This window comes from Streptomonospora sp. PA3 (assembly GCF_009728995.1).
Taxonomy (GTDB): domain Bacteria; phylum Actinomycetota; class Actinomycetes; order Streptosporangiales; family Streptosporangiaceae; genus Streptomonospora.
The window spans coordinates 125616-149281 of record NZ_VTZW01000010.1 but is presented as its reverse complement, the minus strand read 5'-3'; the positions used below and the strand labels follow the sequence as shown (position 1 = coordinate 149281).

Annotated in this window: 11 protein-coding genes; 1 reads left to right on the top strand and 10 read right to left on the bottom strand. The window is 72.8% G+C overall.

Annotated elements, in window-relative coordinates; translation table 11 throughout:
• Nucleotides 1-71: 71 nt before the first annotated feature.
• The 8 genes from FZ103_RS12885 to drmD all read right to left on the bottom strand — a co-directional run bounded on the left by FZ103_RS12885 (nucleotide 72) and on the right by drmD (nucleotide 20887).
• Nucleotides 72-2174, bottom strand: a complete 2103-nt coding sequence (locus tag FZ103_RS12885; protein WP_156001388.1) for a UvrD-helicase domain-containing protein — start codon at nucleotides 2172-2174, stop codon at nucleotides 72-74.
• A 50-nt stretch (nucleotides 2175-2224) separates the two neighbouring features.
• A complete protein-coding gene (locus tag FZ103_RS12880; RefSeq protein WP_222936735.1) occupies nucleotides 2225-3898 on the bottom strand; it encodes a serine/threonine-protein kinase in 1674 nt (557 codons plus the stop codon).
• A 621-nt stretch (nucleotides 3899-4519) separates the two neighbouring features.
• Nucleotides 4520-6424 carry an N-6 DNA methylase gene (locus FZ103_RS12875; RefSeq protein WP_156001386.1) on the bottom strand — a complete coding sequence of 635 codons (1905 nt, stop codon included), beginning with the start codon at nucleotides 6422-6424 and terminating at the stop codon, nucleotides 4520-4522.
• A 127-nt stretch (nucleotides 6425-6551) separates the two neighbouring features.
• The gene (gene drmC, locus FZ103_RS12870) at nucleotides 6552-7379 is read right to left on the bottom strand and encodes a DISARM system phospholipase D-like protein DrmC (RefSeq protein WP_156001384.1); all 828 of its coding nucleotides are present in this window, start codon (nucleotides 7377-7379) and stop codon (nucleotides 6552-6554) included.
• A gap of 11 nt (nucleotides 7380-7390) precedes the next feature.
• Nucleotides 7391-9295: a DUF1998 domain-containing protein gene (gene drmB / locus FZ103_RS12865; RefSeq protein ID WP_156001382.1), complete on the bottom strand. Its 1905-nt coding sequence runs from the start codon at nucleotides 9293-9295 to the stop codon at nucleotides 7391-7393.
• Nucleotides 9292-13266 (bottom strand): DISARM system helicase DrmA, encoded by a 3975-nt coding sequence (gene drmA, locus FZ103_RS12860; RefSeq protein WP_156001380.1) that lies wholly within the window; start codon nucleotides 13264-13266, stop codon nucleotides 9292-9294. The genes drmB and drmA overlap by 4 nt, the downstream gene beginning before the upstream one ends.
• Complete coding sequence (locus FZ103_RS12855) at nucleotides 13266-17588, bottom strand: Eco57I restriction-modification methylase domain-containing protein (RefSeq protein ID WP_156001378.1); 4323 nt, start codon at nucleotides 17586-17588, stop codon at nucleotides 13266-13268. Before FZ103_RS12855 ends, drmA begins: the two co-directional genes overlap by 1 nt.
• Nucleotides 17585-20887 (bottom strand): DISARM system SNF2-like helicase DrmD, encoded by a 3303-nt coding sequence (gene drmD / locus FZ103_RS12850; RefSeq protein ID WP_156001376.1) that lies wholly within the window; start codon nucleotides 20885-20887, stop codon nucleotides 17585-17587. Before drmD ends, FZ103_RS12855 begins: the two co-directional genes overlap by 4 nt.
• Nucleotides 20888-21499: 612 nt before the next feature.
• Between drmD and FZ103_RS12845 the strand changes: the two genes are divergently transcribed.
• Entirely contained in the window at nucleotides 21500-22399 is a 900-nt protein-coding gene (locus FZ103_RS12845) for an alpha/beta hydrolase (protein WP_343233503.1), read from the top strand.
• 20 nt (nucleotides 22400-22419) lie between these two features.
• Here FZ103_RS12845 and FZ103_RS12840 read toward each other — a convergent pair whose 3' ends face one another.
• Nucleotides 22420-22659 carry a DUF397 domain-containing protein gene (locus FZ103_RS12840; protein WP_156001372.1) on the bottom strand — a complete coding sequence of 80 codons (240 nt, stop codon included), beginning with the start codon at nucleotides 22657-22659 and terminating at the stop codon, nucleotides 22420-22422.
• Complete coding sequence (locus tag FZ103_RS12835) at nucleotides 22656-23465, bottom strand: Scr1 family TA system antitoxin-like transcriptional regulator (RefSeq protein ID WP_156001370.1); 810 nt, start codon at nucleotides 23463-23465, stop codon at nucleotides 22656-22658. Before FZ103_RS12835 ends, FZ103_RS12840 begins: the two co-directional genes overlap by 4 nt.
• Between the last annotated feature and the right edge of the window lie 201 nt (nucleotides 23466-23666).

The window sequence follows — 23666 nt, the reverse complement described above, 5'->3', positions numbered from 1 at the left end:
CGATGTCTAGAGGAGGCGGGATCTGCCCGATCCTCCTTGCTGCCACTGACACGCTGAGGTCCAGCCGCCGGTCACCCCGCCGTGGGCAGCAGCGGGCTCGGTTTGCCCTGCCAGGTGACGCTGAGGAGTTCGCGGGCGCGCGTGCAGGCCACGAAGAGGAGGCAGCGCTCGCGCTGGAGGTCGTGGGCGTGGGCGACGGGGTCCTCGGACTCCGCGGTGACCGCCTTGGGTGCGGGGACCTGGTCGGCGTCGGCGCCCACCACCGCCAGGCAGCGGAACTCCAGGCCCTTCATCCGGTGCATGGTGCCCACCGAGACCGCCTCCTCCTCGGCGCGGCCGCCGCGCAGCATGCGGGCGGGCACGCCGGCGCCGACCAGGGCGTCGGCGGCCTCCTCGGCCAGCCGGTTGGAGCGCGCGGCGATGCCGATCTCGCCCGGCAGCACGTCGGAGCCCAGCCACTCCCGCACCGTGTCGGCCAGTGCGCGCAGCTCGGCGCTGCGGTTGGCGTGGCCCTTGAGCTGCGGCGGGAACCCGCTGACCTCGGAGCGGCAGCCGGCCAGGGTCTCCAGGCCGCCGTCCATGTCGTCGATGCTCTCGCCGTGCAGCAGCTCCAGGCTCCAGGCCAGGATCTCGGCCGTGGTGCGGTAGTTGATCCGCAGCCGACGCGAGCGCCCGGCCACGTCGACGCCGACCTCGCGCAGGCTGACCCGGCTGGCGTAGATGCGCTGGTGGGTGTCGCCGGCGATGAAGATGTCGTCGGGGACCTCGGGCACGGCGGCGCGCAGCAGCCGCCACTTCTCCGGGCCGAGGTCCTGGGCCTCGTCGACGACCACGTGCCGGTAGGGCTTGTCGTCGCGCTCGGCGAGGATGCGCGCGGCCTCGGCGCACACCGACTCGTGGGTCCACAGGCCGCGTTCGCGCAGCTCGCGCTGGAAGTCGCAGACGGTCTGCCACACCCGGGCCTTCTGCACGGCGCCCAGCCGCCGCCCGCGCCCGGTGCGCTTGGCCGCCAGGTAGGCGTCGGCGGACTCGATCCGCTGGGCCAGGACGACCTGACGCCACTCCTCGGCCAGGAACGCCGGGCTGAACTCGGCCCCGCTGCGCTCGGCCGCCGCGCTCCACAGCTCCCGCTCGGCCGGGCCCTGCAGCAGCCGCGGCTGGCCGTGCACTTCGCGGAAGACCCGGTGGGCGAGCTTGTCGACGTGCTCGACGGTGACCGCCTCCAGCACCTCCGGGGACTCGGCCAGCACCTTCAGGCCCGCTGACAGCGAGTCCGCCAGGGTCGAGGTGAACGTGGTCACCAGTACCGGCCCCTCGCCGCGCTCGGCCAGGGCGCGGGCGCGGTGCAGGGCGACGACGGTCTTGCCGGTGCCGGGGCCGCCCGTCACCCGCGCCGGGCCGCTGTGGCGGGCCTCGACGGCCTCGCGCTGCATCGGGTGCAGGTAGACCCGCCACAGGTCGAAGGGCCGCGCGAAGACCGCCATCAGCTCGCGCGGACCGTCCACCAGCACGACGCGGTCGGGGCTGCGCCGCACGGCGGCGTCGAGGTCCTCGGGGTCGATCTCCTCTTCGGTGATGGCGGCGCCCAGTTCCTCCCAGACCTCCTCGGGGCTCATGCCCGAGGCCAGGCCGTAGAGCACCTGCCACTGCGTCGGCGGCAGGAACGCCTTGGCCGTCTCCAACTGCACCGGGTCGGTGAGCACCCGCGCGAACTCCAGGGTCTGCGGGTCGACGCCGAGCCTGCGCAGGTCGGCGTCGGAGACGTCGGAGAACAGCGCGGCCGACTCCTCGGGCGGCTGCGTGGCGGCCATCCGCTCCAGGTGGGGGCGCACGGAGTCGATGGCCTCGCTGTCGCGGATCTCGATGCGGCCGGTGGCGGAGTTGACCGACGCGGTGCGCCGCTGGGCCCAGGCGTAGGCGTCGTCGTGCGGCAGCACCTTCAGCAGCGTGTAGATGTCGCCGGACTCCGGCGCCAGCACCACGCCGCGGTAGGACTTGTCGATGCGGATGGTGCGGAACCGCCGGTCGCGGGCGTGGGTGATCTTCTCCAGGTGCAGCCCGGCGTGTGTGGCGTGGTCGAACTTGGCGAACACCTCCTCCACCCGCTCCTGGACGGGCTTCTCCAGGGCGGCGAACTCGCGGAGGAAGTCGCGGTCGATGGCGAGCTTGGGCAACGGGGGCGCTCCTTCAGCGGGGGGACGGGCGCGGCGTGCGGCCGCCGGGTTCAATCGGTGCCGGGCTCGCCCAGCGGGCTCTCCAGCAGGGCGACCACCTGGGCGAGCGCCGGGTGGTCGGGGCCGTGGATCCGTCTCAGGTCGCGGGCCAGGGAGCGCAGCGTGCGCTCGGCGTTCTCGTGCCGGCCGGAGCCCCGTTCCAGCAGGCCGATCTGGCGGCGCAGCTCCAGCGGGCGCTGGTCGTCGGGCCCGTAGACGCGCTCCTCGTCGGCCAGCAGGTGGCGCAGCGTCTCCAGGGCCGCGTCCGTCTCGCCCATCAGCGCCCGGCAGGTGGCGTGCTGCAGGCGGCAGCGGAACACCAGCGAGTCGTCGGGGCCCTCGCGGCCGGCCAGGTCGTCGGCCAGGTCGGCGTAGACCGGTGCGGCGCCGCGGAAGTCGCCGCCCTCGAAGAGCACGTTGGCCCAGTCCATGCGCAGGTCCACCACGTCGCTGTCGGCCTCGCCGAACGCGGCGGCGGAGCTGCGCACGGCCGCCTTCAGCACGTCGGCTGCCTGGCGGTAGCGCGACGACGACGCCAGCTCCGCCGCACGCTCGCGGGCTGCGGCGATGTCGGTCCGCGCGATGGCCGCGCGGTTCGCGGAGGGGGCGGGGGAGTCGGGCGTGGGCGCCGTCGGCCCCGCGTGCGCGGCCGAGCGGCCCCCGCCCTCCGGCGCGGCCGCCGCCGATGCGGGCACGTCACCGCCCCGGTCCGTGCGGGCGCCGCCCGGCCCGCCGGTCTCCTCGGCGAAGACCCGGTCGAGCACCGCCGCCTGCATCCGCACCGGGCTGGGGATCGCCGGCGGGTGCAGCACCCCCGGGATCGGCCCCAGCTCCACGGCGTGGGGCAGCAGCGCGCGGTAGGCCTGCGCGGCGTCCGCGGGCCGGTCCTCGGGGGCCTTCGCCAGCAGGGCCGACACCACCCCGCGCAGGCCCGCCGGCACGTCCGGCCGCAGCTGCTCCAGCGGCGGCGGGTGCTCACCGACCTGCTTGGACATCACCGCATAGGGCGTCGAGCCGGTGAAGGCGCGCGAGCCGGTCAGCATCTCATAGAGCACGCATCCCAGGGCGTAGAGGTCGCTGCGCGGGGTGCCGGCGCCGGTCATCAGCTGCTCGGGCGCCATGTAGGCCGGTGTGCCGGGGGTGTCGCCGCTGCGGGTGATGCGGGATGCGTCCGAGCCCTCCAGCGCGACCGCCAGCCCGAAGTCCAGCACCTTCACGGTGCCGTCGGGCTCCAGCATCATGTTGGTGGGCTTGAGGTCGCGGTGCACCAGCGAGGCGTTGTGGGCGGCGGTGAGCACCGAGCACACCTGCGCCGCGATCGCCGCCGCCCATCCCGGTTCCAGGCGCTCCTGCTCGGCCACCAGGTCGGCGACGCTGATACCGCGGATGCGCTGCATGACCAGGTAGGGGCGGCCCTCGTGGTGGCCGGCGTCGTAGACCGCCGGCACTCCGGGGTGGCGCAGCCGCGCGGTGATGCGGGACTCGCGCACGAACCGCCGCACCATCTCGTCGTCGCGCTCGCCGTCGGGGAACCGCACGAACTTGACGGCGACCTCGCGGTCCAGGCGGGTGTCGTGGCCCTCCCACACCTCGCCCATCCCGCCGCGCGCCAGCGGCATGCGTCTGAGTTCATAGCGCCCGTCCAGAGTCGTGCCGTGGGGCTCGGGCGCGTTCACCGGGCTCATCGGTGCGCCTCCTGGGGGACGTGCTGGCGGACGGGGACGGGGTGCCGTGCGGGCGGCCGCGGGGCCCGCGGCGGTGGCGGATGACGGCGCAGCGGGGCGGCCCGCGGCCCGAACTCGCAGGTACGGCACGGGGACAACGAATCTCGGACGCCCGCGGGCGCGACCGGAAGCAGGGCCGGCCTGGCGGCCGGCCGGGAGCCGCCGCCGCGGTGGCTCCCGCGGTCGCCGCCGCCGTCGCCGGGCACACGCCGTCGGCGGTGCGGCTCCATCCGCGGGGTTCGACGGGCACGCGCTGCTTCGCGCCGCCCGGCCCTGCCGTCGCGGCGCGCGCGACGGCGGGTGATGGGTGCAGCCCGAAGGTGCCGCCGCTTCGCCGGGGCCGCGCGGTCCCGTCCGGAAGCAGCGGGAGCGGCAGCCGACCGGACTCCGGCAGCGGGGCCGTGCCGCGCGCGGTGCCGCCGCCCTCCGGCCGGCCCGCCGCTGCCCGGACGCAGCCGCGTCGCGTCCCGCGGCCTTCGGCCCCCCGAGTGCGCGGACCGCCTTTCCACTGAGAGCCCGCCTCCCGCCCTCCGGCCGGAGGACACGCGATACACCCGGGAAAAGCGGAGGCCCCGCGGCCCGTCACGTCTCCTCCTCCACGGCCAGGTACCCGGTCGCCAGGCCGTGGCCGCCCAGGCGCGCCAGGCGGTCGCCGAGGGCGGCCAGGCGGGCGAGCTGCTCGCGGGTCTCGGCGAGCCGGAGCATCGCCGCGGCGCAGGCGCGCTGGCGCTCCACCGGGATCGCGGGCACGCGCACCGCACGCGGGTCGAAGCGCGCCGAGCGCGAGCGCCGGGCGTCCTCGTCGGCGGCGGCCGCGGCGGTGAGGACGCCGGCGAGGTAGCCCGGGTCGACGCGTTCGGCGTCGCAGCGCAGCAGCACCAGGCGCGGACCCAGGGCGGCCCCCTGCTCCGCCTCGCCCGCGACCCGCGCCACGGCGCGCCCGCCCACGGCCGCCACCACGTCGCCGGGACGGATCACCACCCGGCCCGGCACCTCCTGGCCGCGGCCGCTGGGCGCCGTCCGCTCGCGCAGGTCCCGGTGCGTGAGCACGGCGAGGGGGCCGCGGTCCACCGCCGCACCCAGCGGTGCATGGTGGATCTCCACGGCCCCCGAGGCGGCCAGCTCGGCGACCGTCGGCGCGGCGTCGCCCGCGGTCGGAGCCGTCGGCGCCGCGGCCAGCTCGGGCGGCAGTCCAGCGACCATGTCGAGAGCATCGGCCAGTTCCGTGCGCAGTCCGGCGTAGGCGCTCCCGGCGGCGCGGTCGTCCTCGCGCGGCGGGGCGGGGCGCAGGTCCATATCGCTGTCGACGAGCTCGGCGACGGTGACCGCCACCGCGGCCGGACCGCCGGCCCCGCGCCCGCCCGAGTCCGCCGACCGCCCGCGCCGCCCCCACAGGCGCACCAGGTCGCCCGGATCGCCGACACCGGCCACCGTCAGCACCGGTTCCCCCGCGCCGTGCTCGGAACGCGGATCCGGGCTCTCCAGCACCCACAGGTGGGCGGTGGCCGGCCCGTCGCCCGGCAGCTCGGCCACCATGCGCAGCACCCCCGCGGACACCAGCGCGGCGCGCACCCGCCGCCCGGAGGGCCGGTCGGCCGCCGCGGCGGGCATCCGCACCACCGCCAGGCCGCCGGGGCGCACCCGCGCAAGACAGTGCTGCACCCACGCCAGCTCGCCCTCTCCGCGCGGCGGCAGCCCGTAGACCCACCGCTCGTCCTCCGCCAGCTCCGCGTGCCCCCAGTGCCTGTCGCGGAACGGGGGATCGCACAGCACGGCGTCGGCCCGGCGGTCGGCGAAGGCGTCGGCGAGCAGGGTGTCGCCCGCGGCCGTCTCGCAGTCACCGCCGGCCAGCCGGATCCGGGAGCGGGCGATGACCGCGTGCGCGGCGTCGAGGTCCTGCCCCCACAGGGTGTGGGCGCCACGCTCGGCGGCGGCCCGCAGCAGCGCCCCCGTCCCGCAGGCCGGATCCAGTACGCGGGTGCCCGGCCCCGCGCCGGCGATCTCGGCCATCGCCGCGGCGACACGCTCGTCCAGCGCGCCGGCGCGCTCGCGCGCGGCGGTGAACCGGGCGCACAGCCGCTCGTACAGCTCGTGCGGCGGGTAGCCGGCGGCGGCCTCGGCGACGTCGGCCAGCAGCCGCTCCCACCGCGCGTCGGGTTCGGCCAGCCCCGATCCGGCCGCCGAGCCGCCGGTCAGCGCCAGGCCGGCGTGCGCCAGGAACTCGGCGGTGCGCACCCCGTCCACGCCCGCCTGCACCCGCTGCCACAGCCGTTCGGCCGCGTCGGCCTCGAACGGCTTGCCGTGGTCGCGGCACCACCGCTCGACCTCCTCCAGCAGGAAGAGCGGATTGGCCGCGCTGCCCGACACCGGGCGGGGAAAGTCGGCGTAGCGGCGCCGCCAGTTGCTCACCGCCGGCCGGCGCACCCCGGCCAGCCGCGCGATGTCGGCCGACCCGAGCACGCCCCGCTCCCCGCTGACGCCGCTCATCGCGGCCTCCCGCCCGGGCGCGCGCCCCTTTCCGCGCCCCTTTCCGCGCCGATCTTGTACCCGTGGTCATATGTGATCGCGCACAGTGACCACAGGTACAAGATCGCCGGGTGCGGGGTGGCGGCGGTCATCGGCTCCCACCCCCGTACAGCGGGGCCAGGACGCCCCGGGTGCGCAGTTCGGCGACGTGTTCGGCGATGCGGCGGGGCGCCTCGCCGCCGCGCACCAGCAGGCCCGCCTCGATGTTGTCGGAGACCCCCGACTGCGTCAGGTTCGCGCTGGAGACCAGCAGCACCCGGCGGTCGGCCGCCGCCAGCTTCGCGTGGGCCTTGGCCTGCCCCTGCTCGCGCCGGGCGAGTGGCCAGTGCCACAGCTCAACCCCCGCCAGCCCGGCGAACGCCGCCGCGGGTTCGGCGCCGCTGATGGCACCGCCCGCGCCCTGCAGGGTCTCCACGACCACATCCACCCGCACCCCGCGCTCGGCCGCCTCCGCCAGCGCCGCGCGGATGCGCGCGTGCGGGCGGGCCGAGTAGGTCATCAACACCAGCTCGTGCTCGGCCTCGGCGACGACCTCCAGCAGCGCCTGCGCGGTGGCGCGCACCGGGACGGCGTGACTCGCGGGCCCGCTCCACACCGTCTCCACGCGCACCTCGCCGGTGCCGCGCGCATACCCCGCCGCCAGCCCGCGCAGGTACGCGGCGGCCCGACCGCCGCCGACCCCCGCCCGCCTGCGGGCGTTCAGCACGTCGGCCACCGCCTCCTCGTCGCGCACGGCGGCCAGGATCGCCTGGTCGGGCCAGCCCGCACCGATGCGCGCCGCCAGCTCGCGCAGCGCGGCGCCGCCCAGCGCGGGCGCGGCCTGCTCGGCCGCCCGCTCGAAGACCGCGCCCGCCTCCGGTGAGCCGGCCTCGCCACCCACGTCGGGCCCGCCGGCGCCCCACTCATCCACCGCCATCGCAGCGCCCCCTACGGCAGCTCGCGGTAGAGCGCGAGGCCGGTGTCGTCGATCGGCACCACGAAGCGCCGGTCCAGGAACCGGTTGCCGCGTTCGCAGGTCGTCTCGGAGACGAACAGGCACACGTGGCAGGCCGCGCCGTGCAGGAAGTCGGCGTGGGGCTGGGGCAGCCGCTCCGCGCACAGCGGGTCCGACGAGCAGCGCATCGCATCCCGCAGCGCCCGCCGGACCAGCCGCACCAGCCGCTCGGGTTCGGCCTGCGACACCAGCCCGCCCAGCGTGCCCTCCGCGTCGGGCACCGCCGTGTAGACGAGGATGCCGCCGCGCGGGTCCTCCTCCGTGCCGGCGTAGATGCGCTCCGACAGGCTCGCCGCGCTGTAGCCGCACTCGGCGGCGATCGCCCGGATGATCAGGTGGGACAGCGTATGCAGCGCGATGTAGCGGGCGCCCGGCCAGTGCCGCATCGGGTCGAACCCGCCCGGCAGCCGGTCGGAGTAGCGGTTCTTGCGGAACTGCCGGTAGGCCTCCTGGTGCAGCTCCAGCGCGGCCGAGTCCGCCACCCGCCTCTCCCAGTCGCGCAGCAGGTCCTCGCCCACCCGCAGGAACACCCCTTCGCCGCGCACCTCGCTGGCCGGAACCCAGGTGGTCTCCGAGCGCGACAGCGGGGCGCGCGCGACCAGGTCGGGGTCGTCGGGGTCGGGCGCGTCCAGGCGAGTGAACGCCGTCAGCGCCCGCACCTCCCGCAGCCGCTCGGCCTGCACCACGTCGGTGAAGACGCCGCGCAGCGGCTCGGGCACCCCGCCGGGGTCGCGCCGCAGCGCGAAGTCGGCGGTGGGCTCGGGCGCCTCGGGCGCCGAGAACACCTCCCACTCGGGTTTGCGCAGGTCGGTGTCGTCGTCCGGGGCGCCGTCGCCGCCGGCCTTGCGCGCCCGCACCTTCTCGATCATCGCCAGCAGTTCGTCGTCGCCCCAGCGGGTGAAGGCGCGCATCTGCGGGAGTGTGTCGCGCGCGAACGCCAGCAGCGGTCCCTCGATCTTCTGGAGCAGTTCCCAGTGCTCCTCGACCGTGCTCTCCAGTTCTCCCGCACCGGTCTGCGGCACCGCCAGCACCGACAGGGTCTGGGCGAACCACTGGTTGGACGCGCCCACCACCAGCACCGCGGGCCGGGCCGCGCACCCGTCGGGCTCGAAGGTGCCCAGGTGCGGGTGCCGCCCCCGGCAGCGGGGCAGGTTCTCCTGGCCGCGCGCACCCAGCGCGTCGCGCATGTTGCGCTGGTCGCCGCAGTTGACGCACTGGATGGCGACGTTGGCGCCGATGTTGCCGCCCCGGTCGTCCATCCTCAGCTTGGGGTGGCTGGCCTTGGGGCACGGCGCCCCGCGGTGCACGAAGTGCGCATACGGGAAGTCGTCCAGGTGTCCGGACGTGCAGGCCAGCAGGAACCGCGCGGCCACCGCCAGCGGCCGGTCCGCGCCCCGCTTGACCTTGCACCCCTCGTGCACGAACCGGGCCTCGTGCGGCGCCCGCGGCCGGTCGTTCTTGAACGCGAACAGCCGCGAGTCCAGCCCCGCCAGCTCGTTGCACGCGGTGCAGCGGAACCACGCCGGAAACGGCGCGGTGGGCACCCCCACCCGCGACGCCTGCCCGTTGGGGTCGGTGTCGACGCCCTCCAGCCACGGCGCCGGCCACAGCGAGGTGACGCGCCGGTGCTGCCGGGCCACGGCCGCCAGCAGCCGCGGCTCGGTGATCTCCCTCTGCTGCGTCTGGGAGTAGTTCCACTCGTCCAGCCCGCGCACCAGCACCGAGAAGTTCGGCAGGTCCACCAGCGCGCCCACGCCGCCGGTGAACATCAGATGGCTGGGGCGCACCGCGCCCACCCGGCGGCGGTACTGCCCGCCGTCCTCGCTCCGCGCGGTCATCGCCGCCCCTTCCCGCCGCCCGGCTGCGAGAAGGCGGAGTCGCCCATCTCGTCGCCGTCGGTCTCCTCGTCGCCGGATCCGGCCCCGTCCGCGCCGCCGGGCAGCGCGAACGACCACTCCGGCGCGCCGGCCACCGGCTGGAAGAACCCGCCGTCGCCGTCCACCAGCAGGTTCACCTCGTTCTCGGTCTCGCGCATGGACATGCCGACGGTGGTCTCGTCCCAGCGCCCCTCGCCGGGCCGGTGCAGCAGCTCCACGAGCCGCTGCTTGGCGGAGTTCTCCCGCCGGTAGCCCAGCCGCGTCGACCCCTGGCGCGCGCGGTCCCAGGCGTCCTTGAGCGTGTTGATGCGCTCGCCCAGGTAGTCGCGCCCGCGCTCGCCGGCCACGTACTCCGCCCGCGCCAGCATCCGCTCGGCGACCCGCTCCACGACCGGGCCGTCCAGGTCCACGTCGTGGGCGTCGCCGTTGCGCGAGTACTCCTCGACCGCGTTGCGCACGGCGGCGACGAACGCCGCCGCCGTGCCCCGGTCCAGCGCCCGCCGGGTGTAGGGCGTCACCGACAGCGCCTCCACCCGCCGGTAGAAGGACGCGTGGTAGCTGCGGAAGTCCTCGAAGTGCGCCAGGTCGCGCGGGCGGGTCCAGTTGTACAGCGTCACCACCAGGCCCGGCCGCGCCGCGTCGCGGCCCACCCGCGAGGACGCCTGGATGTACTCGGCGGTGCTCTTGGGCTGGCCGGTGACCATCATCAGCCCGAACCGGGACACGTCCACGCCCACCTGCAGCATGGAGGTGGCCAGCACGACGTCGACGGGCACCTGCTCCTCGCGGCGGCGCTGCGACCACTCCTCGGCCACCGGGTGGAACCTCGGCTGCGAGGGCCGCGACGAGCCGCGCGGCCGCCGGTTCAGCGTGTCGGAGACGCTGGCGCGGATGGCCTTGGTGCGCGCGCTGGTGTCCAGCTCCGGGTCGAAGCCCACCTCCAGCCGCCGTAGCACCCGGCTGATCTCGCCCGAGGAGATGCGCGAGGTCAGCTCCTGGACCTCCAGCATCGAGGCGCGCCCGTGCAGCCGGTCCGACAGCCCCTTGCTGTGCCCGTGCCTGCGCACCCGCGTGACCACGTCGTCGTCGACGTAGCGGCGCATGCCCGCCAGCTCGCGGGTGGCGTTGAAGTAGCCCACCAGCGTCATGTACGGGTCGGCGGCCGCGCCGTGGGCGTCGAACATGGTCTGCCCGGCGATCAGCAGGATCTCCGCCAGCCGGATCTCCGCCGACTTCAGCCGCACCCCGTGGGCGCACACCCCCAGGTAGCGCCGCCCCGGCGTCTGCTCACTCACCGGCACCTGCCGGGAGAAGAACGTGTCGGAGACGTCGGTGACCTGCGGCGGGAAGATCTCCAGCCCGCGCCCGAACACCCCGCGCACCTGGTCGCGGGCGTTCTTGGTGGTGGCGGTGGAGGCCACGATCTTGGGCGCGGCCCGGCCGCCGCTCGGTGTGGTCCACGTGCACAACTGGTCCACCGCCGACTCGAACAGCCCCACCGTGGTGCCCAGCGCACCCGAGATCAGGTGCAGCTCGTCCTGGATGATCAGGTCGGGCGGGCGCAGCCGCACCACCGGGCGCCCGGTCACGGCGGGCAGCGCGCCCTTGGCGTTGTGCCGGCCGCGGCAGCCGGTGCGCGCGTCCAGGTCGTCGTGGCGGTAGCCGTGCCGCGGGCAGCGCCGGCTCACCCGCCCGAACAGCATGCCCGCGTACCCCTGCCAGGGGAGCTGCGCCAGCTTGTCCACGGTGGCGATGACCAGGCCGGGGGTGTAGCGGTAGATCTCCTCGTCCACGGTGAGGATCGGCAGGCCCTCGCTCGTGCGGGTGCGGGAGAACGGGCAGGCGTCGGTGCCCTCGCCGTTGGGGCAGAACAGCAGCACCCGCCGGGTGTCGGGGTTGGGCTCCAGGTCGCGGTGGGCGGCCAGCGCCGCGCCGCACCAGGGGCAGGCCAGCGTCTGCAAGACGGTGGAGCGCTGCCGCCCGCCCTGCTCGCGGGCCTGGGCGATCTCGGACTCGGCGTCGTCGTACCAGTTGGGCGAGACCCGGCCGCCCACCCATAGGCCGATGCGGAAGGGCTCCTCGCCCCACGTGCCGGGGTCCTCGCGGCGGGCGACCTCGGCCGCGCACACCAGCGCGGCGGCGCGCTGGAACTGCTGGGCGGTCAAAAGCCGCAGGGTGTAGCGCATCAGCACCGCCACCCCGGACTCGCCGCTGCGCGCATCCGCGCCCGCGCCCACGACGCCCCACAGGCGGCGGGCGGCGAAGGTGAACGCGGTCAGCCCCAGGTAGGCCTCGGTCTTGCCGCCGCCGGTGGGGAAGAACAGCAGGTCCACGGTCGCCTCGGGCGAGGCGGCGCGCTCGGGGTGGTCGGGGTCGTTCAGCGACGGCAGGTTCAGCAGTACGAACGCGAGCTGGAACGGCCGCCACGAGGCGACGGCGGCGCCCTTGGCGCGCACCTCCCGCTCGGCCTCGGCGTAGGCCACCGACGGGTCCTCGCGGCGCCGCGCGATCTCGGTGTGGCGGCGCTGGTCGGCCATCACCCGGTTGGCGAAGCGGAACGCCCGCAGCGCGTCGGCGTGGCCGGGGGCGGAGGCGTCGCACAGCAGGTCGATCCCGGCGCGGATGCGCGCGGCGGCCCGGCGCGCGGTGAACACCGCGCTCTCGGCGGTCTCGCGCAGGTGCGCGGGCAGCGCGTCCTTCTCGGCGTCGCGCTCGTCCAGCCAGGCGGTATAGCCCTCGGCCAGCGGCGCCAGGCCGGCCCGCAGCTCCTCGGGCTCGGCGACGGCCAGGGCGTCCATGCTCAGCTCGGTTCCGGCCAGCGGCGTGCCCTCGCCCATCGGCGCGACCGTGGCCGGGACCTCGTAGGAGGGCAGCCAGGTGGTCTCCAGCCTGCGGGCGCGGCGCAGCTCGGGGTCGGCGTCCTCGCGCACGGCGACGTTGCGGCCCTGGGCGTAGGAGAGCCGGTCGCGGTAGAGCAGGCGCAGGTGCAGCTCCTCGGAGCTCACGGCGCCCTCGGGGGCGCCGGAGTCGGTCGAGGCCGCGGAGTCGGGGTCCAGCGGGTCGTCGACCGGCAGGAAGACGGGGGAGTCGCCGTCGAGCGCGGTCACCGCCAGCTTGGCCTGGAACAGCCAGGCGGTGTCGGAGTTGGAGGCCGGTTCGAGCTGGTTGTTGACCAGCGTCAGCTCCACGGTCCGCCGCCCGCCGCGCGGGCGCACGGCCACGTCCAGGTAGACGCCGGGGGAGGACGTGTCGTCGGGGGTGGGGGTGGTGAGCCCGATGCGCTGGTCGCGGGCCTCGGGGCCGGTGCCGTCGAGCCGGACCTCGCGGGTGAACTCGCGGGGTTCGCGGCCCCAGGTGAGGCGCTTGCGGTCGTCCTCGTCGCCGCCGGCCTCGCGGCGCCCGTACTCGCCCCAGGAGGCGGCGACCACGACGGCGTCGGTGTCGGTGCCGACGCTGAAGGCCATGCCCATGGAGGATGCCCAGATGCGGCCGAGGTTCTGCGTGGTGACGACCTCGGGCAGCTCACTCGCGCCCTCGCCGCCGGGGTCGCCCTCGGCCTGGGCCTCCGGGTCGGGCGCCTCGCCGGCACCGGCGACAGAGGTCTTGGGCTGGTGCTTGGGGCCGAGCATCCCGACGAGGTAGCGCTCGCGGGGGCCCCGGGCGTTGGGGTTGAACTCCTCGCGCTCACCGCCCCAGGGGCCGAGGAGGTCCAGTTCGACGATCTGCTGGAACTCGTCGCGGACGTGGTAGGAGTTCTTGCCGCTGAAGTGCTGGGGGGCTTCGAGGCGGGAGGTGATCTCCGCGGTTTTGGCCTGGGCTTCGGCTTGGGCGTCGTCCTCGGGGGTTTTGGCGGTGGGGTCGGGGGTGGTGTCGAGGGACTGCTGTTCGCCGTTGGGGTTGGCGAAGAGAGCGTCGCCGCCGTCGGAGGTCATCAGAACAGCGTCCCTTCGTCGCCGGCCTTGTTCTTGGACTTCTTGTTCTTCTTGTCGTGCAGGCCCTGGGCGACTTCTTCCTCATAGCGCTCGTGGTTGAGTTCGAGCAGGCTGTCGAGGATTTCCCGCTGGGCGGCGGGGCCGATTGTGTAGCGGGTCTGCCGGCCGCCGACCTGGTGGAAGCCGTGGTCCAGTCCGCCGACGGATTCGATCCGGTCCTCCCAGCCGTAGGCGCGGATCGTGGCCTCGTCGATGGCGCGGTGGATATCGCGGAGTTCTTGGATATCGGAGTCCGTGACGGTGGGGTCGAAGACCATGTTGTAGGTCTTGGTCAGCCCGGAGTTCCGGGAGAGCATGAGGTCCCGGCGGAAGGTGTCGAGGCGGTCGCCGAGGGTGCGCAGTTCTTCGGTGAGGGGCGGGAGGGGGAAGGTCTCGAAGACGTCGGACGGGGTGTATCGAATCCCCGCTCCGACCCCTAGCGTTGACGCGCGAGACTTAGTCCACCAAAAGTGCGGTGAACTGGAAAGCAACGCGAGCATTGCAGTATCTTCGGTGGCGAATACTCCCAGCATGTGAGAGAAAACCTGTCCCGTTGGAACCATCACCGGCATTACGGTGTTACTCACGAGTGTGAGTGCTACCGCCCGCTGCAGCGCCGTAATGCTGTTATACAAGGCCGGCCTTTTGTCTGCATATTGCCAGTAGCGCTGTGGAAGTGGCTTTCTGAGGGCATACTCGCCGTTTACGTCTTTTCTTTGGCGCTCGGGTTTAACGTATTCATTGATCTGTCGGTAAGGGGAAGTGTAGCTCTTGGCTGTATCTTCCGTCCAATTGTGGAAATTTATTATCCACCGACTTCCCGTGCAATCGGGTCGGCTATTTAGATCTTGCCCGTTAAGGTAAGGAGATAGAACCTCCTTGTTTCGTGGGTCATGCTTGAGCATTTCCGCTGCCTTTTCGGGTGTTAGTGTGAATCCCTTGCCTGAAACATAGGATCCGATGAATGATAGACCCCGGTTGGTTGCAAGTTGGTGTGGGTTCCCGGTGACCCGAGAGGCGGCCTCCAATGACGGGGTGATCCCGCCTACGGGAATTCCGTCGAGAATCTTTTCGGACGCTATTTCGGGATCGGCGCAGCTCGTCCACACTGCGCAGTACTCCAACAGGGCGTTTTTCGAAGGCCACGGCTTACTCCGCGTTGCCTGCCGAATAGTGATACCGCTCGCTGTTATCTGGTCCAAGCCAACTTCGCGTGTGTCCCCTTGGGTAAGCGTGCTAGTTGCAAGTAGCCCACTCTCACCTTTTTCGTTGAGGACGGCGTGTACGCAAAGCACAAAATATGCGATTAAGTCAGCATGCCCACGAACACCATTGCCTGCGCCATTGACTAGATACTCGCGGTAGGCGGTGCCTAGAGAACCCGTGATCTTCTTGCCGCCCAAGAACGGCGGGTTCCCGATCACCGCATCGAACCCACCCTTCTCGAAAACCTCCGGGAACACCAGCGGCCAGTGAAGCGGCATCCGTCGGAAGCTTCCCTCCGGACGGTCAGTGTCCAGCCACTTGAACATCCTGGTGATCGCCTCCGCGGCATCCCCCTCCGCCGCACGCTGTCCCAGTTCCGCTGCCTCCAGCGATCCCCGCGCCAACGCCCGGTCACCATGTCCGGCATTCGCCAAGGCAGCACCTACGGTCAGGGTCGCCAAAAGCTGCGCCTGCGACGTCTTCTTCTCCGCCTCTTCCAGCGCCTCGCGCTTTCGCCGCAGACCATCCAGCGACGTACCGTCGATCTCAGCCAGTTCGCGGCGTTTCTCTGCGACCTCGCTCACCAACTCCCGGATTCCCGCCGTGAAGTCGATCAGCGTCCCCTCGGCGTCATGCAGCTCCCGACCCTTCTTCGGGTCCATGTGCATGTACTCAAGCTGCTCCAGCGAGGTAATCCCCAGCAGCGAGTCCCCGGCAGCCAACCGGTCGTCCAAAAATGTGAACGGCCGCTGCGGATCCATCGACACCAACCACAGCGACAGCTTCGCCATCTCCACCGCCATGGGGTTGATGTCCACCCCGTACAGGCAGTGCTCGATCACCTGCCGCCGCGCATCGATCACCAGCGGGTCCTCGTCCGCGCTCGCGCCCGCACCGGCGCTCGCGCCCTCGCGCGCGGCACCGCCTACGCCCGCGTCCGTACCCGCGTGCTCGCGCACGCGCGGGTCGTCCTCGGCCGTCCACGCCTCGATCAGCTTCGCGCCCAGGTACCGCGCCGCCGCCACCAGGAACGCCGCCGACCCCATCGCGATGTCCGCGACCTTCAGGTCCAGGATCTCCGCGCTCGACTTCAGCCGCCACTGGTCCTTATCCGCCGTCTGCAGCGGTCCCGGCTCATAAACCAGCGGTTCCAGCGCGCCCTCCACGACCTTCTCGGCCAGGAACCGGGGCGTGTAGTGCGTCCCCGTGTTCTTCCGCAGCGCCGACTCGGTCACGTACAGCTCGCCGGCCAGCACCACCACCGGCAGGCCCCGCAGGTCCGTGCGCAGCACGCCCTGGAACGGCAGCAGCCGCTCGGCCAGCGGGTAGTCCCCGCGCGTGACCGCGAGCAGCCGCTTGCGCGCCTCCTCCTGCTCCTGGCCGGACAGCGGCTTCAGCTTCTTCTCCAGCGCCCGCTGCGACCCGATGCCCGAGTCCTTGAACTCGTCGGCCAGCGCCGCAGCCAGCGCCGGAACATCGGCGCTTTGGGCCGCCAACTCCTCCAGCCGCCGCAGCGGCACCTCGGCTTCGCGGCCCTCCTTGCCGGTCAGCCCCACGACCAGTTCACCGGCCCGGAACCCGTCGTAGGACAGCAGGCCCTCATACACGTAGCCGATCTGCTCGACGTCCAGCGCCCGGAACGACAGCCTCCGCCGCTCCTTGTTCTTGCCGGCGCCGACCTCCACGTACTGCACCGAGCTGAGCATGTGCAGCACGGTCCGGTCGTCGATGATCAGCGGCATCCACGGGAACGCCCCCGGATCGAACAGCGACCCGTCGTGGGCGTGCATGCGCAGCCGCGGGTGCTCCACTCCCGCATAGACCGCCTGGAACAGCGCCAGCAGCCGGTGCCAGGCCGTGTAGGTGCTCTCCAGCTCGTCCTCGCTGCCCTCCAGCGCGCGCCGCTCCAGCTCCGCGCACAGCCGACCGGCCGAGTACGCCTTGGCGTACAGCTCGTTGTCGGAGGGCAGCAGCCCGCGCTCCTCGGCGAAGAGCAGGAACACCACCCGCATCATCACCGACACCGCGCCCCGGTAGACCTCGTGGGCGTCCACCTCGGACAGGTCGGGCTCGCCGCGCGAGCGCAGCTCGGTGTCGGCGCGGCCGAAGGCGGCGACCAGCAGTTCCACGGCCTGGCGCACCTGCACGCCCAGGGCCTCGGTGATGTCCTCCTGGGAGTCCTGGCTCTTGGCCAGCAGCTTGGGCAGCCGCTCCTCCTCGGGCACGCCGAAGAAGCGGGTGCGGCACAGCAGCGAATAGAAAGCGTCGAGCACGTCGCGCTCGGCCCGCTCCGGCCACACCGCCGCGTCGAAGACCGCCGTCGTGGTGACACTGCCGCGCGGCGCCCACACCAGCGTCCACCAGCGGCCGTCGGTGGCCAGGCCCAGCTCGACGCCGTGGTGGCGGCACAGTTGCGCGAGCCGGTCGGCCGGGGTCGCGGCCCAGGACTCGCCGGCGATGCGCGCCGTGGGGCGCTGCCCCGGCGCGCACAGCAGGCCCAGCACCCGCACGGTGTCGGGCTTGACCGCCTCGCCGGGGTCGGTGAGCACGAACGACGGCACCACCCGCGCGTCGTGCTCGGGCACCTCCAGCGCGAGCGCGTCCAGCGAGTGACCCGAAGTAGGAACCCCCCGAGAACCCCCGGAGTCGAGCACCGCAGAGGTTGCGGCAATGGGGCTGCGTGCGCGAAGCGCCGTGGGCCGGCTTGCCGCCGAGCGCACGCCGCGCTCGCCCTCCGGAGCCGCCTCCGAAGCGGACCGCGGCTCTGCGGCGCCGGCGGGATCGCTGCCGCTCTCTCCATCGTCCATGTGCAGGTCGCCGCCCCACCCCAGCAGCTCGCCCAGCACATAGCCGACCCATTCGCGCTGCATGCCGGCGGTGTCGGCCATCCAGCGGACGTGGCGCTTGCGCAGCTCGGCGCGCTGCTCCTTGTCCACCGGGTCCAGCCGGACGGGCCAGGTGGCGCGCAGCACCGGCAGGGCCAGGAACGGCCCGCTGACCTCGATCAGGTCGAGCCAGTTGCGGTGCTGGTCGGCACTGTCGCCGCCGCTGCGGCGGGAACGGGCGTTGCGGATCATCGGGTGGCCTCCCGCTGGGGAACGACGAAGACGACGGCGACGGGGAAGGAGTGCGGCTCCTGGCGGCTGTAGCGGGCGGCGACCGCGTCCAGCTCGCGCCGGCGCTCGGTGTCCAGCTCGGCCAGCCTGCGCTCCCAGTTGGCCCGGTCCTTGCGGTACTGCTCGCGCTCCTCGCGCGTCTGGTTGGTCTCGCGCACGTCGGCGGCGCTGAACAGGGCGTCCTCGGCGTCGTCGGAGCCCTCGGCCAGCGCTTCGCGCAGCGTGGCGGCGAAGTGGTCGATGACGCTGTTCACGCGGTCGCGCTCGGCCTGCTCGCGCTGCTCCAGGCGCTTGTGCAGCGACTCCTGCCGCGTCTGCTTGCGCCATTCGATGGCGTTGAGCAGCCCGTCGTCCACCCGCGGCCAGCGCTTGGCGATGCGGCGCCACACCGGCTCGGGCAGCGGGCGGCCCTCGGTCAGCGCCCGGTCGAGGATGCCGCGCAGCGTGCCCAGGTTCTCCAGCCGCCGGAAGCGGCCCTCGGCGGGCGCCCAGCCGCCGGCCTCCAGCACCTCCTCGTGCAGCCGCACGCCGTCCGCGCCGACCAGCACGAACCGGGAGTAGGCGCCCACGAGCACGTCCTCCAGCGCCGGGTCGTCGCTGACCACGGCGGTGACCCGGTCCAGGCCGACCCGGTCGTTGGAGACGGCGGCGCGCAGCAGCCGGGTGGACATCGCGACCAGCGGGTGGTTGAGGTGGGCCAGCACGACGTCGTCGCGGCCGCGCGCGACCTCCTGGTCGAAGGTCACCGGAAGCTGGCGCGGCTGCGCGCGCTTGGCGCCGCGGGCACCGCCGTCGCCGGTGCCGTTCCGCTTCCCGTCGCCGGTCCCGGAAGCCGCCGCGGAGTCCGGCCCGGAGTCCGCCCCGGATCCGGCCTCGGGCCTCGCCCCCGCCAGCTTCTCCGTCAGCCCGGCGGTGGCGCGCACCCACGAGCCGGTCAGCGCCGGGACCTCGTACAGCCCCTCCGCCAGGTGCTTCTCGTCCACGTGGGGGCGCAGCGGCTGCTGGCGGGCCAGTTCCAGGGCCGTGTCGACCACCCGCTTGACCCGCTGCGGGCGCAGCCCCAGCTCGTCCACCGTCCGCTCCAGCTCGGCGCGCACCCGGCGCACCTGCTCGCTGACGTTCGACTCGGCGGGCAGGTTGTCCCTGCCCTTGCCCGCGGCGGCCACGTCCACGTCCGCGCGCTGGCCCAGCATGCGCCGCTGCACCGCCTCCGACAGCACGGCGTTGACCGAGCCCAGGTCCTCCTCCATCCGCGCGACCTTGGTGGCCACGCGGGACAGGAACTCCAGGTCGGCCTCGTAGGAGTCGACGGCGCCCTCCCAGCCGGTGCCCACGAAGTGGCGCACCTCGGGCCGCTGCGTCTGGCCGTAGCGGTCGATGCGGCCGATCCGCTGCTCCAGCTTGTTCGGGTTGAACGGGATGTCGTAGTTCACCAGCCGGTGGCAGTGCCGCTGGAGGTCGATGCCCTCGCTGGCGGCGTCGGTGGCCAGCAGGATGCGCACCGGGTGCTCGGCGGGGTCCTTCTGGAACGCCAGCCGCAGCCGCTCGCGCTCGTCGGTGGCTATGCCGCCGTGCAGCACCTCCACCCGGTCGCCGCCCAGGCCCTGTTGGCGCAGCAGGTCGCGCAGCCAGTCCAGGGTGTCGCGGTACTCGGTGAAGACCACCACGCGCTCGTCGGTCCAGTGGTCGCCGGGCTTGCACACGGCGGTGAGGTAGGTGATCAGCTCCCGCGCCTTGGCGTCGGGCTGGGCCTCGTGGGCCAGCGCCCAGTCCAGCATCCGGCCCAGCAGCGACTCCTCGTCCTCGTCGGCGTCGGGCTGGAGGGGGCGGGTGCGGTCCAGCGCGTCGTCCTCGGCCTGGGCCAGCTCCTCGTCGTCGTAGGCGGCGACGTCGTCGAAGAAGTCGTCCAGCCACTCGGGCGGCTCGTCGTCGACGAGGCCGGCCTGCCCGCGGGTGCGCGAGCGCAGCGTCTCCAGGTAGACCTGCACGGTGTGCGCGAACGCCGCGGGGCTGGAGAACAGCCGCTTCTTCAGCAGCAGCGTGACCAGGTCGATGGCCTTGCGCCCGCCCTTGGTGGTGAGCTTGTCGCGGCGCAGCCGGGCGAAGCGGGTCAGCAGGCCGTGGATCTCGCGCTCGTCGTCGGGGTAGGCGACCGGGATCGCGCGGGCGTCGCGCTCGGCGAAGCGCGGGTTGCCGTCGGCGTCGGTGATGTCGCGCTTGAGGCGGCGCACCACCGTCTCCTTGATCGCGGCGCGGTCCGCGGGCACGCCGCGGGCGAAGCGCTGGTCGTCCAGGATCTCCAGCAGTGCGGTGAACGACGCCTGGTAGCCGTTGTGCGGGGTGGCCGACAGGAACAGCCGGTGGGTGAAGTGCGGGGCCAGGCGGCGGATGAGCTTGGTCTGCTGGGAGTCCACCGCGTAGACCTGCTTGGGCGCGGCGGGGGCGACGTGGTGCGCCTCGTCCAGGATGAGCAGGTCGAACGCGCGCTCGTGGGCGGGTCCGGCGGAGTCGTGGCCGGCGGGCAGTACCTCGTCGAGCAGGCGCTGGGCCTTGGCGCCGCGCAGCCAGGGCAGGCTGACGATGGTCAGCGGGTAGACCTTGAAGGGGTTGGCGGCGCTGCCGAGGTCCTTGCGCACCTGGGCGCAGCGGTCGGAGTCGATGATCGTGAAGTCCAGACCGAACTTCTCGAACATCTCGTCCTTCCACTTCGCCGTGAGTCCGGCGGGGCAGACGATCATGATGCGCTGGCTGCGGTGGCGCAGCAGCAGCTCTTGGGCGACCAGCCCGGCTTCGATGGTCTTGCCCAGGCCGACGTCGTCGGCCAGCAGCAGGTTCACGCGGGGCGCGGCGACGGCGCGGGCGACCGGCTCCAGTTGGTAGTCCTCGATCGCCACCCCGGAGCGGAAGGGCGCCTGGAGGGTGCGCACGTCGGCGGAGGTGACGGCCGACCAGCGCACCGAGTCCAGGAACGCGGCCAGGCGCTCGGGCGGGTCGTAGTGGTCGGGGGAGACGTCGGGCAGCGATCCGCTGGGGAGGATCTGGCGGCCGGGCTCGATCTCCCAGATGACGTCGAGGGTGTCGCCGTAGCGGCCGTCCTCGACGCTCTGCAGGGTGACGACGGTGCGCCGGGCGTCCGGGTTGGCGTCGGCGTCGGCGTCGGGGCCGGGTTCGACGCTGCTGACGACCCATTTCTGCCCGCGCACGGCGACGAGGGAGTCGGGCTCGGGCAGGGGCTGGGTCGGCTGGGCTGTTTGGGGCATGGAGGGCTTCCTGCTGACGCTCTCTGCGGCTGCCGACCGCGCGGGGTGCAGTGAGCGCCGCGGCCACGGACCGGCCGGGCCGAACTGCGGGCGCGGTCGGAGGGTGGGGGCGGGCCTGGATACCGGCGGTAGTCGAGCCTTGGAGGGTCAAAGCTAGCGACTGTTAACCGGATTAACAACCGATTCGGGAAAGTCTGAGAAGGCTGTGAAGCCCGGGCACGCCGCCGGTCCGGGGGTTCCGGGCGCCCGGATGGGCGGCGCCCGGTGCCGTGCGCAGGAGCGTTGGGCCAGCTCGGCCGACGTCTTCCCAGGAAGACGCCCCCCGAGGCGCCGGGGTTTACCCGCCGCGCCATCCCGATCATTCCCACCCGGCCGGACCCGGCCACCTTCTTCTCGTGTCGCGCGTTGGCCGTCTCCCTCGTCAACGGACGGTGGGTGGCTGCGCCGGACGGCCACCGCGGTTCTTCGGGCGCGACTGTGACAGGCGGAGCCGGATGAGCGCGGCGGCGTTCGGCCGGGGCGGGGTGCCGGACAGGCGAGGAGTAGGGTTTCGGCGCGTCAGCCCTCTGGGTGCCGAGCATGGAGTGGTCCCGCCGTCGATTTGGAGGAGACGTGGCCCCCACGACCCTGATACCCGGCTTCCACGCGGCCGAGATCGCTGCCGGGGACGGCATCGGGATCCGCGCGGCCATCGGCGGCAGCGGGCCGCCGGTCCTGCTGCTGCACGGGCACCCGCAGACGCACGCCACCTGGCGGGCCGTGGCGCCCGTGCTGGCGGAGCGGTTCACCGTCGTCGCGACCGACCTACGGGGCTACGGCGACTCCGCCAAGCCCGACAGCGGCGGCGACCACGCCCCCTACAGCAAGCGGGCGATGGCCGCGGACCAGGTGGCGGTGATGTGGGAGCTCGGCCACCGGCACTTCGCCGTGGTCGGGCACGACCGGGGCGGGCGGGTCGCGCACCGGATGGCGCTGGACCACCCCGACGCGGTCGAGCGGCTGGCGGTGCTCGACATCGCACCCACCGCGACCATGTACGCGCGCGCCGACCGCGACTTCGCCACCCGGTACTTCTGGTGGTTCTTCCTGATCCAGCCCGAGCCGCTGCCCGAGGAGATGATCGCCGGGGCCACCGAGACCTACCTGCGCATGCACCTGAGCGGGCAGAGCCGTACGGAAGGCGTGCCAGCGGAGGACCTGGTGCAGGAGTACCTGCGCTGCTACCGCGACCCGCGCATGGTGCACGCGGTCTGCGAGGACTACCGCGCCGCCGCGGGCATCGATCTCGACCACGACCGCGAGGACGGGGAGGCGGGCCGGCTGCTGACACAGCCCTTGCTGGCGCTGTGGGGCGCGAACGGCACGGTGGGCCGGACCTACGACGTGCTGGAGACCTGGCGCGAGGTGTCGACCGGATCGGTGGACGGCCACGGTTTGGCCTGCGGGCACACCCTCCAAGAGGAGCTGCCCGACCAGGTGGCCGACCACCTCACCGGGTTTCTCGCGGGGTAGGGGAGTGGAGGCGGGTCGGGCTACAGCTCGGCGGCCTTGGCGGCGGTGAGGAAGGCCGCCCACTCGGAGGCGGGGAAGTCCAGGTGGCCGAGGGGGCGGTGCTGGGTGTCGCGGATGAGGACGGAGGAGGTGGGAGTGGCCACCTCGACGCAGTTGGCGCCTGTCCCGTTGCTGTGGCTGGACTTGTGCCAGCTCGCCTCCAGGCAGTTGCCGGTGCTCCCACCGCTGTAGCTGCTCTTATGCCACTGCATCTCTCTCATGTAGCGACATCCTCTCTGATCGTCTTGATCATCTTCGCAGAGTCCGTGGGTGATAGGGCCTCGGCCTGCAATGCGCCGAACAGGCTTCTGCACTTGCGTACCGGGTCAGCTCTCTGGATGACCTCCTCACCCATCAGATGCTCGACGAGTGCCACAGGATTCCGGTCTTCGAAGTCCAATATGCGAACCGGACCGCTCATGCCGGGGTGGTGTGGGGCAGGCTGTGTGATGACTTGGAAGCGGACCCTGTTGTCCTCTATGGCTGTCAGGATGTGATCTAGCTGCGAGGACATGACCCGTTCACTGCCGACCACTCTGGTGAGGGCATACTCATCCACCACGAACCACAGGCATACATCGTCCCGAAGCTGTGAGAATCGGGCTGCTCGGGCTTCGACGTCACGATCGATGACTGACTGGGGATCCCACCGGCGGCCGAGGCGCATTGATGTACGGGCGTATTCAGGGGTCTGCAGGAGACCCGGGATCAAGGTCATGTGGTATTCGCTGATCTCGATCGCTTCGCGTTCGAGCAGGCTGATGTTGCGCCACCACTCCGGAACGTCCAGCGAGTCGTTGATGTCTAGCCACAGGCGTGTAAGTCGTCCGCCTGTGGAGAATGCTGTGTCCAGAATTTCCGCATGGGACCGTTTCGGGGTTCTTGTTCCCGTCTCGATCGCGGAAAGCAGCGAACTCGACATCTGAGTTGCCTTACCGAGCCTGACCTGCGTAAACCCAGACTGAGAGCGCAGCTTCCTCACCTCAGATCGGAAGCTCGCCCACGGGTCCTGCCCGTCGTAATCCATGCCACATTGTTGCCCAGAGCGGCCACAGAATTCCACACGTTCCGCGGAATTACATAGTGCTGTAGTGGTTATGGCCGTCCGATACGCCGGAAGGCATTGTGGAGCCCATCAGGAAAACGGCCCCGGCCGGTGCAGCCACACCGACCAGGGCCTTGACCCCCAACCTGCAAACACCAGGTGGAGACCCATGTGCAACCCTAT